Origin of the sequence: Novosphingobium ginsenosidimutans (assembly GCF_007954425.1) — a bacterium.
GTDB lineage: Bacteria > Pseudomonadota > Alphaproteobacteria > Sphingomonadales > Sphingomonadaceae > Novosphingobium > Novosphingobium ginsenosidimutans.
In genome coordinates, this window is record NZ_CP042345.1 from 2,886,107 (window position 1) to 2,901,802 (window position 15,696).

The 15,696-nt window shown below is 63.0% G+C and carries 15 protein-coding genes; 12 read left to right on the top strand and 3 right to left on the bottom strand.

The annotated features are described in order from the left end of the window. Positions 1–3: 3 nt before the first annotated feature. Positions 4–261 (bottom strand): exodeoxyribonuclease VII small subunit, encoded by a 258-nt coding sequence (locus FRF71_RS14180; protein WP_147091269.1) that lies wholly within the window; start codon positions 259–261, stop codon positions 4–6. Positions 262–324: 63 nt separating this feature from the next. On the opposite strand from FRF71_RS14180, the gene FRF71_RS14185 reads away from it, so the two are divergent. From FRF71_RS14185 to FRF71_RS14205, 5 genes are all read left to right on the top strand, one after another. Beyond that, complete coding sequence (locus FRF71_RS14185) at positions 325–726, top strand: DUF2177 family protein (protein ID WP_147091270.1); 402 nt, start codon at positions 325–327, stop codon at positions 724–726. 24 nt (positions 727–750) lie between these two features. Beyond that, positions 751–1,398, top strand: a complete 648-nt coding sequence (locus FRF71_RS14190) for a hypothetical protein (RefSeq protein WP_147091271.1) — start codon at positions 751–753, stop codon at positions 1,396–1,398. Beyond that, positions 1,395–2,192 carry an enoyl-CoA hydratase/isomerase family protein gene (locus FRF71_RS14195; protein WP_147091272.1) on the top strand — a complete coding sequence of 266 codons (798 nt, stop codon included), beginning with the start codon at positions 1,395–1,397 and terminating at the stop codon, positions 2,190–2,192. The genes FRF71_RS14190 and FRF71_RS14195 overlap by 4 nt, the downstream gene beginning before the upstream one ends. A gap of 32 nt (positions 2,193–2,224) precedes the next feature. Then, the gene (gene purL, locus FRF71_RS14200) at positions 2,225–4,405 is read left to right on the top strand and encodes a phosphoribosylformylglycinamidine synthase subunit PurL (protein WP_147091273.1); all 2,181 of its coding nucleotides are present in this window, start codon (positions 2,225–2,227) and stop codon (positions 4,403–4,405) included. Between the two features lie 64 nt (positions 4,406–4,469). After that, positions 4,470–4,820 carry a DUF3052 family protein gene (locus FRF71_RS14205; RefSeq protein ID WP_147091676.1) on the top strand — a complete coding sequence of 117 codons (351 nt, stop codon included), beginning with the start codon at positions 4,470–4,472 and terminating at the stop codon, positions 4,818–4,820. A 9-nt stretch (positions 4,821–4,829) separates the two neighbouring features. Here FRF71_RS14205 and FRF71_RS14210 read toward each other — a convergent pair whose 3' ends face one another. Continuing rightward, a complete protein-coding gene (locus FRF71_RS14210) occupies positions 4,830–5,681 on the bottom strand; it encodes a ubiquinone biosynthesis protein COQ4 (protein ID WP_238339264.1) in 852 nt (283 codons plus the stop codon). Positions 5,682–5,745: 64 nt separating this feature from the next. Further along, positions 5,746–6,621 carry a phosphoserine phosphatase SerB gene (gene serB / locus FRF71_RS14215; RefSeq protein ID WP_147091274.1) on the bottom strand — a complete coding sequence of 292 codons (876 nt, stop codon included), beginning with the start codon at positions 6,619–6,621 and terminating at the stop codon, positions 5,746–5,748. Here serB and miaA point away from each other — a divergent pair. The 7 genes from miaA to FRF71_RS14250 all read left to right on the top strand — a co-directional run bounded on the left by miaA (position 6,614) and on the right by FRF71_RS14250 (position 15,690). Continuing rightward, positions 6,614–7,576: a tRNA (adenosine(37)-N6)-dimethylallyltransferase MiaA gene (miaA, locus tag FRF71_RS14220; RefSeq protein WP_147091275.1), complete on the top strand. Its 963-nt coding sequence runs from the start codon at positions 6,614–6,616 to the stop codon at positions 7,574–7,576. The two genes, serB and miaA, sit on opposite strands and share 8 nt — an antisense overlap. Positions 7,577–7,725: 149 nt before the next feature. Next, the gene (gene ilvB / locus FRF71_RS14225; protein WP_147091276.1) at positions 7,726–9,468 is read left to right on the top strand and encodes a biosynthetic-type acetolactate synthase large subunit; all 1,743 of its coding nucleotides are present in this window, start codon (positions 7,726–7,728) and stop codon (positions 9,466–9,468) included. A 13-nt stretch (positions 9,469–9,481) separates the two neighbouring features. Further along, complete coding sequence (ilvN, locus tag FRF71_RS14230) at positions 9,482–9,997, top strand: acetolactate synthase small subunit (protein WP_147091678.1); 516 nt, start codon at positions 9,482–9,484, stop codon at positions 9,995–9,997. 129 nt (positions 9,998–10,126) lie between these two features. Next, positions 10,127–11,146 (top strand): ketol-acid reductoisomerase, encoded by a 1,020-nt coding sequence (ilvC, locus tag FRF71_RS14235; protein ID WP_147091277.1) that lies wholly within the window; start codon positions 10,127–10,129, stop codon positions 11,144–11,146. A 150-nt stretch (positions 11,147–11,296) separates the two neighbouring features. Continuing rightward, positions 11,297–12,664, top strand: a complete 1,368-nt coding sequence (locus FRF71_RS14240) for an exopolysaccharide biosynthesis polyprenyl glycosylphosphotransferase (protein ID WP_161597983.1) — start codon at positions 11,297–11,299, stop codon at positions 12,662–12,664. Between the two features lie 2 nt (positions 12,665–12,666). After that, on the top strand, positions 12,667–13,869 hold the full coding sequence (locus tag FRF71_RS14245; RefSeq protein ID WP_238339266.1) for a cell wall hydrolase: 1,203 nt from the start codon (positions 12,667–12,669) through the stop codon (positions 13,867–13,869). Between the two features lie 105 nt (positions 13,870–13,974). Further along, positions 13,975–15,690 carry a type I secretion system permease/ATPase gene (locus FRF71_RS14250; RefSeq protein WP_161597984.1) on the top strand — a complete coding sequence of 572 codons (1,716 nt, stop codon included), beginning with the start codon at positions 13,975–13,977 and terminating at the stop codon, positions 15,688–15,690. The last annotated feature ends 6 nt before the right edge of the window (positions 15,691–15,696 follow it).

Sequence of the window (15,696 nt, forward strand, 5' to 3'; positions counted from 1 at the left end):
GATTCAGTGTCCGGCTTCTGAATCGAACGGGCGGGTTCCGGCTGCCTGGCCGTCGGCCCCAGCAATGATCTGTTCGATCTTCAATTGGGCCGCATCGAGCCGGGCCTGGCAATGCTGGCGCAGCTTCTCGCCCCGCTCGTAGAGCACAATTGAGCTGTCGAGCGGCACTTCCCCGCCCTCCAGCTTGCGCACGATGTCTTCGAGTGCGCGCAGCGCGTCTTCGAAGCTCAGGTCGGCGATATCGGAATTGTCCTCGCTCATCGTCGCACAGCATTGACCGCGCCCGCCGCGCCGGTCAAGCTGATCGGCAAAGGGAGAATGTCGATGCAGTGGATTACCGCCTATGTGACTGCCGCCGTGGCCTTTGGCGTGCTCGATGCGCTGTGGCTGCGCTGGGCCGCACCCAACCTTTACCGCCCGCTGATTGGGGAAATGCTGGCCGACAGTTTCAGGATGGTTCCGGCGCTGGTCTTCTACGCGCTCTATATCGCCGGGATGGTGTGGTTCGCAGTCCGGCCAGGTCTCTCGCAAGGGGTGCCCTATGGCGTGCTGAACGGCGCGCTGCTGGGGGCGCTGTGCTATGCCACCTATGACCTGACCAACCAGGCCACGCTGAAGGTCTGGTCCACCCAGATGACTCTGATCGACATTGCCTGGGGCGCATCGGCCACGGCCTTGGCCAGCGGCCTCGCAGTCTTCGCGGTGCAGAAACTCACTTCGCAATAGGGCTTTGACGGGAGGGGGAAAGCCATGTTCATCGGTCACTGGGCGCCCGCCCTCGCCGCCGCAGCGGCCAGCAAGCGCGCGCCGAAAATCGGCGTGTTGTTCGTGGCAGCGCAGCTGGTCGACTGGGCCTTCTTTGGCCTCCTGCTGCTGGGCGTAGAGCACATGCGCTTTTCCCCCGGGATCAGCGTGATGAACCCGATGGACCTCTATCGTATGCCGATCACGCATAGCCTGCTGGGCTCGGCCGGGTTTGCGGCGGTGTTTGCCGGGCTGATCTGGCTGGGCAGCAAGGACCCCTCGGCCGCCCTGATCGGCAGCGCGGTGGTGCTGTCGCATTGGTTCCTCGACCTGCTGGTGCACGTGCCGGACCTGACCCTTGCCGGCAATCCGCCCAAGCTCGGCTTGGGTCTTTGGAACCATCCGATGGTCGAAATACCGCTCGAACTGGGCATCACTTTCGGTGCGCTATGGTGGTATGCGAAGGTCCGAAAGCCTGCGGGACTGCGCGTGATTGCGCTGGCCATGATCCTAATCGCACTCCAGGCGGTAAACTGGTTCGGACCGGTGGAGCCCGAAGTGACTGCCGGGACCAGCCTACTCGCCTTCTTCGCCTATGGCCTGGGGACGCTGGCCGCCTGGTGGATGGGCAAAAGCGAGAGCTCGCAGGCATGAGCCAGGTATCCACCCACGATAAGGGCCCGGTCCGGATCATCACGCTGACCAATCCGCCGCGCGGCTATATGAATGCAGCCAACGCGGCGCAGCTGCTGGTCGCCCTGCAGGACGCCCTCGCCGCTCCGGAAATTCGTGTGATCGTCTTCACCGGCGGCCTGCCCGGGGTGTTCATTCGGCACTATGACGTAGGCGAGATCAAGGCGGTGGCGGACGCGCTGCGGGCCGGGGCAATCCAGCCGGGCGGGGATCGAGCGGCCTCACCGGTCTATGCCCTGATCGACCTAATGCTGGCCTGCGAAAAGCCGACCATCGCCGCGATCAACGGCATCTGCATGGGCGGCGGCTGCGAATTTGCGCTGTGCTGCGACATACGGATTGCAGAGGCGGGCGATTTCACAATCGGTCTGCCCGAAACCCGCCTCGGCATCATCCCGGGCGTCGGCGGACTGCAACTGCTGGCCCGGACCGTTGGCCTATCGCGAGCCCGCGAAATGGTGATGCGCGGCCGCGTGGTTGGCCCGGACGAGGCGCTGCGGATTGGTCTGGTCGATGAAGTTGTTCCCTCCGCCCTCGACCGCGCGCTTGAAATCGCGGCAGAGCTGGCTGCCAATCCGCCCCATGCCGTCGCCGCGGCAAAGCGGATGGCGCGGCAAGTTGCCTTTGGCGAAACGCTGGAGCAGGGCCTGCTGACCGCAGCGACCGAGTTCATGGGCACCCTGGTTGACAGCGATGAAACCCCCAAGCTGATCGATGCCTTCCTTGAAGGTGGGGAAGATATCCTCGCGGGCTAGCCTTAGCCGCAGGTGGGCGCTAAGGGCCGCCCATGGCCGAGATTACTCCCCAAATCGTCGCCCAGCACGGGCTTTCCGAAGACGAGTACCAGCGCGTCCTGCACGCCTTGGGGCGCGAGCCGAACCTGGTGGAGCTCGGCATCTTCTCCGTCATGTGGTCGGAGCATTGCTCGTACAAGTCGAGCCGGATCCACCTCAAGAAGCTGCCGACCGAGGCCCCCTGGGTGATCTGCGGCCCAGGCGAAAATGCCGGGGTGATCGACATCGGCGATGGCCAGGCCGCGATCTTCAAGATGGAGAGCCACAACCACCCGAGCTACATTGAGCCCTACCAGGGCGCGGCAACTGGCGTTGGCGGCATTCTGCGTGACGTGTTCACCATGGGCGCGCGCCCGGTCGCCAATATGAACGCGCTGCGCTTTGGCCGGCCCGACCATCCCAAGATGAAATCGCTGGTTCAGGGCGTGGTCGCGGGCATTGGCGGCTATGGCAACTGCGTCGGCGTGCCGACCGTGGGCGGCGAGACCAACTTCCACCAGGCCTATGACGGCAACATCCTGGTCAATGCGATGACCGTGGGGATCGCCGATACCGACAAGATCTTCTATTCGGCCGCCACCGGGATCGGCAACCCGATCGTCTATGTCGGCTCCAAGACCGGGCGCGACGGGATCCACGGCGCGACCATGGCCAGCGCCGACTTCGATGAGAAGTCTGACGAGAAGCGCCCGACCGTGCAGGTCGGCGATCCCTTCACCGAAAAGCTGCTGATCGAGGCCTGCCTCGAACTGATGGCGACCGACGCAATCGTCGCGATCCAGGATATGGGCGCGGCGGGCCTGACCTCCAGCTCGGTGGAAATGGCGACCAACGGCAAGGCTGGCATCATCCTCGACATGGACAAGGTGCCGTGCCGCGAGGAAGGCATGACGCCTTACGAAATGATGCTGAGCGAAAGCCAGGAGCGCATGCTCATGGTGCTCAAGCCCGGCAAGGAAGCCATGGCAGAGGCGATCTTCCGCAAGTGGGAGCTGGACTTTGCCGTGATCGGCGAAGTGACAGACACCGGCCACATGGTGCTGACCTGGCAAGGCGAGACGGTCTGCGACATTCCGCTCGGTCCATTGGCCGAGGACGCCCCGCTTTATGACCGCCCGGCGCTGAGCCTGGCGGAATACAAGGCCTGGGCCAAGGTCAAGCCTTTGGGCGAGGTGCCGCAGAGCACGGACCTGGGCGCAGACCTGCTCAAGCTGATGGCTTGCCCCGATCTCGCCAGCCGGCGCTGGATCTGGGAGCAGTATGACAGCCAGGTTGGCGCCGACACCCTGCAGAAGAGCGGCGGCGATGCGGCAGTGGTGCGCATTCACGGGACGAAGAAGGCGCTGGCGATCAGCACCGATTGCACCCCGCGCTATTGCTATGCCGATCCCTATGAAGGCGGGAAGCAGGCCGTCGCCGAAACGTATCGCAATATCTCAGCTGTTGGCGCTAAGCCTCTGGCAATCACCAATTGTCTGAACTTCGCCAACCCGCAGCGTCCTGAAATCATGGCACAGATCGTCGAAGCCCTGCGTGGCATGGGCGATGCCTGCCGGGCGCTCGACTATCCTATCGTCTCAGGCAACGTCAGCCTCTACAACGAGAGCAAGGCGACCGGCGGTGGTTCGGCGATCCTTCCCACTCCGGCGATTGGCGGCGTCGGGTTGATGGCCGATTACGAGGTCATGGCCACTATCGCGTTCAAGGCCGAAGGCGAATGCCTGGCGATCATTGGCCCAAGCTATCCCGAGCTTGGCCAATCGCTGTGGCTGCGCGAAATCCATGGCCGCGAGGATGGCGATCCGCCGAAGGTCGATCTGGGCGACGAACTTTTCCATGGCGAAGTGATCCGCCAATTGATTGCCGACGGCGCAGTGACCGCCGTTCATGACATCAGCGACGGTGGCCTGCTGGTCGCGATCGCGGAAATGGCGCTGGCGGGCAATTTGGGTGCGGCGATCGATCCAATGGATACGGCCTTCGCCTTCAACGAGACCCAGTCGCGGTATCTGGTCACCTACCCGGCCGACAAGCCGCTGGACCGCAGCAAGGTACCGTTCGAAAAGATTGGTACAGTTGGCGGCGATGCACTGGTGATCAATGGCCAGCCGGTCAAGCTGAGTGCACTGCAAGAAGCGAACGAGCGCTTCTTCCGCGACTGGATGGAAGGCTGAGCCGGTGAGCACGGCGGGCTATTCCGGCACGCCGCTGGCCAAGAAGCTCAACCTGCGTGACGGGATGCGGGTGTGGTTCGATGCCATGCCCGAATCCGTTGCCGATGAAATCGACGAATATGCGCTGGAATTGCACTTCATCGCCGACCCGGCCGAAGGGATCGACGCCGCACATGTTTTCGTGACGGAGCGCGCAGTGCTGGAAGCGCGGCTGGGCGCGCTGCGCCACCAGATCACGCCCGATGGTCAGATCTGGGTGAGCTGGCCGAAAAAGGCCGCAAAGGTCCAGACCGACATCACCGAGGACACGATCCGCGAAGTCTGCCTGCCGCTCGGCCTGGTCGACACCAAGGTCTGCGCGGTGGACGAAGTCTGGTCCGGCCTGAAGCTGGTGATCCGCAAGGACCTGCGTTAGGCTGCCTGATCAGGCGGCCTGCTTGGCTGGCGCCATCAGATCATAGGGATCGATCCCCGCCGCCCGCCACATCGCGTGCGCCTGCTGGTAGTAGCTCGGCGGCTTGATGTTGAGCTTGGCGCGCACTTCCTCGATCGGCAGCGGCAGCAGGTCGGAAATGCACATTTCAACCAGACGCGGGCAGGCCTTACCCATCTTCTGCGCCTCGCGCACCGCACGAAACACCGGCACCTTCACCGTCTTGCGCTTGGCAATCTCCACCGCACCGGCATAGCCCAGGAACAGGTGAGCCGGACTTGGCTGCTGGCTATAGGTAAAGGCCAGCACGCACTGCTCACCCAGCGCATCGCGGCCGAAACCGGACAGGATGTGCATCAGGTCGTGCGTGTCGCGCATCCGGTTGAAATACCAGGTGACCTGATCTTCCCAGTAGAAGTTGAGCGGGCGATCCTTGTCGAGCTCGTCCACAAGGCCGTGGGCCGAGAGACCTTCGCGCTCCATGAAGTCGCAATAGACGTGGGCCAGGCTGCCCTTGTGCATCTTGCGCAGCGTTTCGTGATCGTCAAGGAGCTTCATCAGCGAAGGCTCCTTGCGGCGGATTTCCTGCGCACGCTCGGTCTTCAGGAAGCTTAGCGCAGCGTCATAAACTCCGCGCCACGGCAGAGCTTCGAAAATCGGGGTGACCTTGGACGTGTCTTCCTTGTCCTTCACCAGCTCACGAAAATTGCGCCAGGCCTTGGGCAAGTCATAGCGCATTTCGGGGCGCCCCGGCAGCATCAGCGGCAGGTCCGGTGCGGCGAAATCGACATGGGCCTGGCGCAGCGAGGGCCTGGCTTCGAGCGGTGCGGTCATCATGTTCATAGCGAACACGATAATGCGAACTACTTACAGAAATGTCAATAGTGTGTCAGTATCAGCTAACTATCTAATTCCAGTCACTTTCTGGAATCCCCAGCAGCCGCAGTACGTCGGTCAGATCGCCGCGGTCAATCGCACCGTTCGCGGCGGCGCGGGCCTTGGGTTTCGCGTGATAAGCCACGCCATAGCTGGCCGCGACCAGCATCGGGATATCGTTGGCGCCATCGCCGGTGGCCAGGCTGGCCGCCCCGCCCCGCGCTTCGACCTCGCCGCGCAATACCGCTTCCTTGACCGCGCTGTCGACGATGTCACCGACCAGCCCGCCGGTCAGCTTGCCGTGGCTCACGGCCAGGCGGTTGCCGACCACGCGTTCAAACCCCAGCCGCTCGGCCACCGGATCGGCAAATTGGTGAAAGCCGCCCGTGACCAGCACGGTGTTGCAGCCATGGGCCTTGAGTGTTGCCACGAGCGTGCGTGCGCCCGGCATGTCGCGAATCCGCTCATCCAGGCATTGCTGGATTGCGTCCTCACCCAACCCGCCCAGCAGCCGCACGCGTTCGGTCAGGGCTTCGGCGAAATCGAGCTCGCCCTGCATGGCGCGCTCGGTAATGTCGGCGATCTGGTCCTTGAGACCCGCGAAATCGGCCAGTTCATCGATGCATTCCTGGCCAATCATGGTCGAATCCATGTCCGACACGAAGACTTGCGGAACTTGCGGCAGATGATCGGCAATCAGCAGGTCCGACGGCTGGAAGTGACGATCCAGCACGCCCCGAATTGCGGCGGGATCGCCGTCCTGCGTCATGACCTGCAGCACCTGATCGATCGCCGGCAGCGGATCGGCGCCGATCACCCGCGCGCCCTGCGCCTCGATCGCATGGACCGCGGCATCGAGATGGGCGGACAAGATCGCCGGTTCTGCTATCACCCGGGCAATGAGCACGCAGGATTCCCCTTCAGATTCGGACAGCGAACGGCCGCCGCTGGCGCTCATCGCAGGGCCGACCGCCAGCGGCAAGAGCGATCTGGCCGTGCGGCTGGCACTCTCCCTGAAGGCGCAGGGGCGCAAGGCGGTGGTGATCAACGCTGATAGCGCACAGGTCTATGGCGATCTTGCCATACTAAGCGCCCGTCCCTTGCAAGAAGAAATGCAAGGCGTGCCACATCGCTTGTTCGGCACTTGGGACGGCGCGACAGCCTGCTCGGCAGCCGATTGGGCAAAGGCTGCGCGGGCCGAAATTGATGCCACCCAGGCTGATGGAGCGGTCCCGATCCTGGTCGGCGGGACCGGTCTCTACCTGCGGACACTGCTGGACGGGATTGCGCCAGTGCCGCCGATCGATCCCACAATCAGGGAAGAAGTACGCGCCCTGCCTGTGGCCGAAGCCTGGTTGGCCTTGCGACAGGAAGATCCAGATCGGGTAGCCCTTCTCGCGGCGAATGACACGACCAGAATTGCCCGCGCGCTGGAGGTCGTCCGTTCAACCGGACAGCCGCTGGCCGCCTGGCAAGCGCGCCGGGAAGGCGGGATTGGCCAGTCCGTCTCGCTTCACGCGGTCGTGCTCCTGCCGGACCGAGCCTGGCTTTACGAGCGCTGCGACCGGCGGTTTGGGCTCATGCTTGAGCAAGGGGCAATTGCCGAGGTCCAAGCCCTGCTCGCTCGCCAGCTTGACCCTGCCCTGCCCGTCATGCGGGCCATTGGGGTACCGGAAATCCGCGCCTTCCTGGCCGGAGAGATTACGCGACGAGAACTGCTTGAGCGCGGAGCGCAGGCAACCCGCAACTATGCCAAGCGCCAATACACCTGGTTCCGCAACCAGCCGCCAGCCAATTGGCAGCAAATTGAGTCCCAAAATGTCGATCTAGGCCATCAATTCGCATCATTATTACAACATTAGCGCTTGACACGTTATTTACTGTCGCTTAGGGCCAGATCACTACCTGCCCATGGCAGGCCCGCACGAGTTGGAGAGGGCGACCCGGCACAGGCAACTGTGCCGGGTCGGTTCTTTCAAGGGTGCGGGAATACGAATGAAGGACTGTTACGGTGAGTGAAGAGCGCAGCGGCGCAAGCATCCTGGTCGAAAGCCTGGTCCGCCAGGGGGTCGAATTCGTCTTCGGGTATCCCGGGGGCGCTGTGCTGCCGATTTACGATGCGCTGTTCGCCGATCCCCGCATTCGCCACATCCTGGTGCGTCACGAAGCCGGGGCCGCCCATGCCGCCGAAGGCTATGCCCGCTCAACCGGCAAGCCAGGCGTCGTGCTGGTCACATCCGGCCCCGGCGCAACCAATGCGGTTACCGGAATTGCTGATGCCTTCATGGATTCGATCCCGCTGGTCGTCATTACCGGCCAGGTCGCGACCGGCCTGATCGGCTCGGACGCGTTCCAGGAAGCCGATACGGTTGGCATCACGCGCCACTGCACCAAGCACAACTATCTGGTGAAAGACCCTTCGGACCTGGCCGCGACGATCGACGAGGCGTTCCAGATCGCAACCCAGGGCCGCCCAGGCCCGGTCGTGATCGACATTCCGAAAGACGTGCAGGTTGCGGTCGCCAGCTACACCGATGGCGCGCCGCAGCGGCCCAACCGCTACACCCCGACCCTGCGCGGTACTGACAAGGATATTGCCCGCGCAATCGAATTGCTCGCCAATGCCCGGGCCCCGATCTTCTATACCGGCGGCGGCGTGATCAATTCAGGCCCCCGCGCCACCGAACTGCTGCGCGAGTTGCAGGCCAAGACTGGGGCACCAGTCACGTCAACGCTGATGGGCCTTGGCGCCTTCCCAGCGGACCATGCCGATTGGCTGGGCATGCTGGGCATGCATGGCACCTATGAATCCAATATGGCGATGAACAAGGCGGACCTGATCGTCTGTGTGGGCGCTCGGTTCGATGACCGGGTGACCGGGCGGCTTGACGCGTTCGCTCCCAATTCGACCAAGATCCACATCGATATCGACCGATCGTCCTTCAACAAGACCGTGCCGGTCGATCTTCCGATCCTTGGCGATTGCACCCTCGTGCTCGAGCAACTCCTCAACGCCTGGGGGACCCGCAAGGGCCAGGACCTGACCGAGTGGAAGGCCCGGATCAACGGCTGGCGCGCGCGCCAAAGCCTGGCCTATCCGGCTAACAAGCAGGCGATCATGCCGCAGCTCGCGATCGAGCGCCTGTACGAGCTGACCAAGCAACGCGACCCCGTGATCGCTACCGAAGTTGGCCAGCACCAGATGTGGGCGGCGCAGTACTTCCCCTTCTTTGCGCCCAACAAGTGGCTCACCTCGGGTGGGCTCGGCACGATGGGCTATGGCCTGCCGGCCGCCATCGGCGCGCAGCTGGGTAACCCGGACAGCCTGGTGATCGACATTGCCGGCGATGCCTCGATCCAAATGAATATTCAGGAACTGGGCACGGCCACGCAGTACCGCTTGCCGGTCAAGGTCTTCGTGCTCAACAACGAATGGATGGGCATGGTCCGCCAATGGCAGGAACTGACGTACGAAAGCCGTTACTCGGAGAGCTATTCGGACAGCTTGCCCGATTTCGTGAAGCTGGCCGAGGCTTATGGATGGAAGGGGATCCGGATCGAGGACGAAAGTCAGCTTGATGCCGGGATCCAGGCGATGATCGACCATGCGGGACCAGTGATCGTCGATTGCTTGGTCCACAAGGAAGCAAATTGCTTCCCGATGATCCCCAGCGGCGCGGCCCACACCGACATGATCCTCTATGGCGATTCCGTTGCCGGGACTATGGACGACGAAGCCAAGGCGCTGGTGTAAGGGGCAGGCCATGATGAAGATCAAGCACCAGGCGGCCGAACGCCACGTCCTGACCATCACCGTCGACAACGAGGCCGGGATTCTGGCCAAGATCGCCGGCCTGTTCACCGCGCGCGGCTATAACATCGACAGCCTGACCGTGGCCGACATCACCGAAAACCACGCGGTCAGCCGGATCACGATCGTCACCCACGGCCCGCCGGCGGTGATCGACCAGATCCATGCCCAGCTCGAGCGGCTGGTGCCGGTCCACAAGGTGATCGACCTGACCGAGGCTGGCGACCACGTTGAGCGCGAGCTGGCACTGGTCAAGGTCAAGGGCACGGGCGACGCGCGGGTTGAGGCCTTGCGCCTGGCCGAGGTGTTCCGGGCCAAGGTGATTGACACGACCACCAGCAGCTTCGTCTTCGAACTGACCGGTGACCCCGGCAAGATCGACCGTTTCGTCGCACTGATGCGCGAGCTGGGACTGGTCGAAGTAGGCCGCACCGGGGTGGTCGGCATGATGCGCGGGGCCGAGGCGGCTTAGCCGAGGAACGCATAACTCACATACCGTCATCCCCGCGCAAGCGGGGACCCATCACCGGACGGTACAGCTTCACGAAAGCGCGGGAGATGGGTTCCCGCTTTCGCGGGAATGACGAACTGAGGGACTGACATGAAGGTTTACTACGACGCCGATTGCGACCTGAACCTGGTCACGGGCAAGAAGATCGCCGTCCTGGGCTATGGCTCACAAGGCCATGCCCATGCGCAGAACCTGCGCGACAGCGGGGTCAAGGAAGTAGCGATTGCGCTGCGTCCCGGCTCGGCCAGTGCGCGCAAGGCCGAGGCTGCCGGCTTCAAGGTCCTCTCGAACGCCGAAGCTGCCAAATGGGCCGACATCCTGATGATTCTCGCCCCGGATGAGCACCAGGCTGCGATCTGGGCCGATGACATCAAGGGCAATCTGCGTCCCGGTTCGGCCCTCGCCTTCGCGCACGGCCTCAACATTCACTTCGGCCTGATCGAAGCACCCGCAGACATCGACGTGATCATGATCGCGCCGAAGGGTCCTGGCCACACCGTGCGCAGCGAGTACCAGCGCGGCGGCGGTGTGCCGTGCTTGGTCGCCGTGCATCAGGATGCGACTGGCAATGCCCTCGACGTCGCCCTTGCCTATGCCTCGGGCGTTGGTGGCGGCCGTTCCGGCATTATCGAGACCAATTTCAAGGAAGAGTGCGAGACCGACCTGTTCGGTGAGCAGGCCGTGCTTTGCGGCGGGATCACGCACCTGATCCAGGCTGGGTTCGAAACCCTGGTTGAAGCGGGCTATGCCCCGGAAATGGCCTATTTTGAGTGCCTCCACGAAACCAAGTTGATCGTTGACCTGCTTTATGAAGGCGGCATCGCCAATATGCGCTACTCAATCAGCAACACGGCCGAATATGGTGACATCACCACTGGCCCGCGGATCATCACCGCCGAGACCAAGGCCGAGATGAAGCGCGTGCTGGCTGATATCCAGTCGGGCCGCTTCGTGAAGAACTTCGTACTCGACAACCGCGCCGGCCAGCCGGAACTGAAGGCCGCCCGCAAGGCGGCCGAAGCCCACCCGATCGAGCAGACGGGTGCCCGCCTGCGCGCCATGATGCCCTGGATCGGCGCAAATAAGCTGGTCGACCAGGACAAGAACTGATCGTTTACCCGCATCTGCTAGCACTGTTGATGCCCGCTGCGTGATTTCGCGTGGCGGGCATTGTCAGTTTTGCACCCGGGAGCCTATATTCGAGGTTCCTGCAGCATGGTGAGGGAACAGGAACTTGCATTCGCCCGCGAGCAGGCCGCGATGAGTAATACCCGTCTGTTTGGTGACTCGCTGAACAAGCGCGAGGCCCTGCGGCTGATCAGCTACGGGTCAATGCTGCTGTGCGACCTGACTTCGATCCAGGCTGGGTTTGCGATAGCTTCGCATTGGCGCGGGGCCTATTGGTTGCAGCTGTACGGCTTTCCAGTCTCGGTTCTGTTCTGCGTTATCTACTCCATGCTCGCACTGTCGAGCGGCAGCGTTACCCGCGATGCGTTCGGCTCGCGGCTGCGTTCGGCCATGCTGGGCGAGCGGACCTTGCTGATGGCCAGTGCCTTGTGCATCGCCATTCTGTTCTTCCAGCCGCACGGCCTGACGCTGTCGCGTCTATCGCTGCTCACCGCCATTGTCTTGTCGGCCTTGTTTATTGGTGCCGGCCGGATCATCTTCCTGACCCTGTTTCTGCACAATCGCGATGAATTCTGGACCAGTCGAATCGTCCTGCTGGATGGCGCACCGCCCCCGGCAGATCCGGGACTGACCACTTTAGATGCGCAGGCCGAAGGCATTAGCCCTGAACGCAATGACCCAGACGTGGTCGCTCGCCTCGGTTCAGTACTGGCAGACCATGACAAGGTCGTTGTCATCTGCAACGATGCCGAGCGCGCCAGCGCCTGGAGCCTGATGCTGAAAGCCTTCGATATCCAGGCTGAGGTTGTCATGCCGTCTGACTTGCCGATCGGTGCCATCGGGATCGGTCGCATGGGCGATCGGCCGACGCTGATCGTCAATCGCGGCCAGCTCTCCGTGGCAAGCCGGATCAAGAAGCGGCTGGTCGATATCCTGGTTTCGGCACTTGCCCTGCTGCTGCTGGCACCTCTGCTATTGGTAGTGGCAATTGCGATTAAGCTCGACAGTCCAGGCCCCGTGTTGTTCCGCCAGTCTCGGGTCGGCTACGGCAATCGTCCGTTCCGGATCTACAAGTTCCGCTCGCTGCGCCATGAGGCGACTGACAGCAATGGCAACAAGTCGGTTTCGGTTGGTGACAGCCGAGTGACTCGTGTCGGTGCCTTCATCCGCAAGACCTCGATCGACGAGCTACCGCAGTTGTTCAACGTCTTGCTGGGAGACATGAGTCTGGTTGGCCCCCGCCCCCATGCGCTGGGTTCGCGCGCCGGTGAGAAGCTGTTCTGGGAAATCGACCCGAACTATTGGCAACGCCATGCGTTGAAGCCCGGGATCACCGGATTGGCGCAGATCCGGGGCTTCCGGGGCGAGACGCAAGAGCAAGAAGACCTGACCCAGCGGCTCAATTCTGACATCGAGTATCTCGAGGGTTGGACCTTGTGGCGTGATTTCCGCATCATGATCGGCACGGTGCGGGTGCTGATACACCACAAGGCGTTCTGACCATGCCCGCCGCTGCGGCCCGCGTGCCGATGTCCAATGTTCGTCTGATCATCGGCTTTGCCGTGGCTATAGCCCTGTTCGGGGTCCTGGCCCTGGCCTGGCAGCAGGGCCTGTTCGGCGATCCCGCTCGCACGCCCGGCGGTCAGGCGGCGCGGCAGCGCGAGCTGGCCGTCCTGCCGGGCAAGCCCGGATCAGAACCGATCGTGCAACCATCGCTCGATCCGCTCACTGCGCTCAATCAGAATGCGGCAGTGCCCTTTGTCAAAGGCCCGATCACGCCTGCCCGTGCCTTCAATTTCACTGGCTCGGCCGCTGACCGGCTTCAGGCGACGGAATGCCTTGCGCTGACTGCCATGGCTGAGGCGGGCGGCAGCGATCCCGGCCAGCGTGCAGTGATCCAGGTCGTGCTCAACCGGGTGCGACACCCCGCATTCCCGAAGACGATCTGCGGCGTGGTCTTCCAGGGTTCTGAGCGTGCGACTGGTTGTCAGTTTACGTATACCTGCGATGGCTCGCTCGCTCGCCGCTATCCGGATGTGGCCTGGCAAGCCGCCCGCAAGCGGGCCCGCGAGGCCCTCGATGGCTATGTCTACAAGCCAGTAGGCCTTGCCACCCATTACCACACCAACTGGGTCTATCCTTACTGGAGCCCCAGTCTCGACAAGGTTGCCCAGGTCGATACCCACTTGTTCTTCCGCTGGCGCGGTTTCTGGGGGACGCCGGCTGCGGTCCAGTCACGCTATCGCGGTGGTGAGCCCAGCTTCACCGCCTTGGTCCAGCAGGTGCAGGTACCCGATCCGCTCGCTAGCGAATCCGCCATGGACGCGGCGAGCGAGGCGGCAGATGTGGCCAAGGTCGGCAGTCTGGCTGCTGGCAAAACCGCCGGAGAGCTGGTTATTCCCCATCCAGACGGCGGTGCCTTTCTGGTGGGGCTGAAGCCGGGGACAGGCGCATCGGGGGCGGTTGCGATGGCACGCCGGCTGTGCGGCGGCAATGGTTACTGCCGGGTCATGGCCTGGGCTGATCGCAGTGCCGTTCCGCGTGGCTATCCCGTCCCGCCCCAGGCACGTAACCGGATCAGCATGAGCTATGTCCTCGATGATCAGAACCGCGAAACGATCGAGTTCGACTGTGCGCTGTTCAAGGGCACACCGGCCGGGCAATGCCGAGGCGGACCGGAGGCACTCCCCGTAGATAAAAAATAAGGGTTCGGCATTAAGTCAATCTTGACCATGCCGACCTAATCCTCGCCTCAAAGGGGTCGTTTCCGCAGATTTGCGGGATTTGCAGCGGCTCTGGCGGAGGCAGACTTGGCACTTTGGACCGGGGAATTGGGGGCCGCGTTAAAGCGTTACCGCGCAACGCTAATAACAGTGGCCGTGCTCAGCGCAGTGCTGAACGTGCTGGTTCTGGCCGGCTCGTTCTACCTGATGATGATTTATGATTCGGTTCTGCCAAGCCATTCGCTGCCAACACTGGTCGGACTCTTTACGCTCGTAACGATTGCGTACAGCTTCCAGGGCCTGTTTGAACATGGCCGTGGCAAGCTGCTGGCCAGCGTTGGCGCCCAGCTTGAACGCCAGCTAAGCCGCCGAGTCCAGCGTGCCATGAACGACATGGCGCGGCTCAACGGCAAGACCGAAGGCGATGGCCTTGCCCCGATGCGTGACCTTGATCAGGTCCGCACCTTCCTGACTGGCACTGGTCCAGCCACCCTGCTCGACCTGCCGTGGATCGGCTTTTTCCTGATTGTCCTTGGTCTGCTGCATTACTGGCTGGGCCTGTTTGCACTGGCCGGGGCGATTGTTCTGATCGCTTTGGCAGTCGCCACGCATCGGGTTGGGGCAGAGCCGAGCCGCGAACTAGGTCAGCTGATCGCCGAACGTTCAGGCCAGGCGGAGACCGCGCTGCGGCATAGCGAAGTGCTGACCGTGCTTGGCATGCGCGGCGCGATGGAGCGCCGCTGGGACCAGGTGAACCAGCGCTATCTAATCGCGCAGGATCGCCTGTCAGCCGCCGCCGGCAAGCTGGGCAGCTTTTCCAAGGTATTTCGCCTGTTTCTGCAGTCCGCGATCCTGTCGGTCGGCGCATTGCTGGTGATCGATGGCAAGGCGAGCGGCGGGGTGATCTTCGCGTCTTCGCTGCTGTTTGGCCGCGCGCTCGCGCCGATTGATATGGCAATCGGCAACTGGCGCAGCTTTACTTCGACCAAAGCCAGCTGGGCGCGGCTCAATCAGTTGCTTGATGAGGTGCCAGCACTGGCATCCAGCAACATTGCCCTGCCCCTGCCACAGAATGAACTGCGCCTTGAGGGCGTCCAGGCCGCCCCTCCGGGCCACCCGATGCCGGCGGTCAGCAACGTCGGGTTTGCCGTAGCGGCTGGCTCGGTCGTCGGGGTGATCGGGCCGAGCGGCGCTGGCAAGTCCTCTCTCGCCCGCACGATCGTCGGCGCCTGGGCGCCTCGCCGCGGCTCAGTTCGGCTTGATGGTGCGACGATCGATCAATGGCCAGCCGAACGGCTCGGTCAGGCGATCGGTTATCTCCCGCAGTCGGTTGAGTTGTTCGACGGAACCATCGCCGAAAACATCTCGCGCTTTGCAATCAGCACCGACTCCGACGCAGTGATTGAGGCCGCCAAGCTGGCCGGCGTGCACGATATGATCGTACGGATGCCACTGGGTTACGAAACCCCGATCGGTCGCGATGGCTCTTGGCTTTCGGCCGGTCAGCGCCAGCGGATTGGTTTGGCCCGTGCGCTTTATGGCAGCCCATTCCTGCTGGTACTGGACGAGCCCAACTCGAACCTCGACCAGGAAGGCGAAGTGGCGCTGGAAACGGCCATTGCCGCGGCTCGGGACCGTGGCTGCATCGTGATCGTTGTCGCCCATCGCCCGGCAATTCTCGCCCAGGCTACGCACATCGTCCTGCTCCGCAATGGCCGGATGGAAGGGTTTGGCCCGCGCGACGAGGTGCTCGCCCCGCTACTTCGCCAGGGTGACGGTCGGAAGTTGCCCGCAGCCGCTTAACCACAT

Coding starts and splice junctions, on each gene's coding strand:
- FRF71_RS14180 (WP_147091269.1), bottom strand. CDS start 261: ATGAGCGAGGACAATTCCGATATCGCCGACCTGAGCTTCGAAGACGCG.
- FRF71_RS14185 (WP_147091270.1), top strand. CDS start 325: ATGCAGTGGATTACCGCCTATGTGACTGCCGCCGTGGCCTTTGGCGTG.
- FRF71_RS14190 (WP_147091271.1), top strand. CDS start 751: ATGTTCATCGGTCACTGGGCGCCCGCCCTCGCCGCCGCAGCGGCCAGC.
- FRF71_RS14195 (WP_147091272.1), top strand. CDS start 1,395: ATGAGCCAGGTATCCACCCACGATAAGGGCCCGGTCCGGATCATCACG.
- purL (WP_147091273.1), top strand. CDS start 2,225: ATGGCCGAGATTACTCCCCAAATCGTCGCCCAGCACGGGCTTTCCGAA.
- FRF71_RS14205 (WP_147091676.1), top strand. CDS start 4,470: ATGCGGGTGTGGTTCGATGCCATGCCCGAATCCGTTGCCGATGAAATC.
- FRF71_RS14210 (WP_238339264.1), bottom strand. CDS start 5,681: ATGAACATGATGACCGCACCGCTCGAAGCCAGGCCCTCGCTGCGCCAG.
- miaA (WP_147091275.1), top strand. CDS start 6,614: ATGAGCACGCAGGATTCCCCTTCAGATTCGGACAGCGAACGGCCGCCG.
- ilvN (WP_147091678.1), top strand. CDS start 9,482: ATGAAGATCAAGCACCAGGCGGCCGAACGCCACGTCCTGACCATCACC.
- ilvC (WP_147091277.1), top strand. CDS start 10,127: ATGAAGGTTTACTACGACGCCGATTGCGACCTGAACCTGGTCACGGGC.
- FRF71_RS14240 (WP_161597983.1), top strand. CDS start 11,297: ATGAGTAATACCCGTCTGTTTGGTGACTCGCTGAACAAGCGCGAGGCC.
- FRF71_RS14245 (WP_238339266.1), top strand. CDS start 12,667: ATGCCCGCCGCTGCGGCCCGCGTGCCGATGTCCAATGTTCGTCTGATC.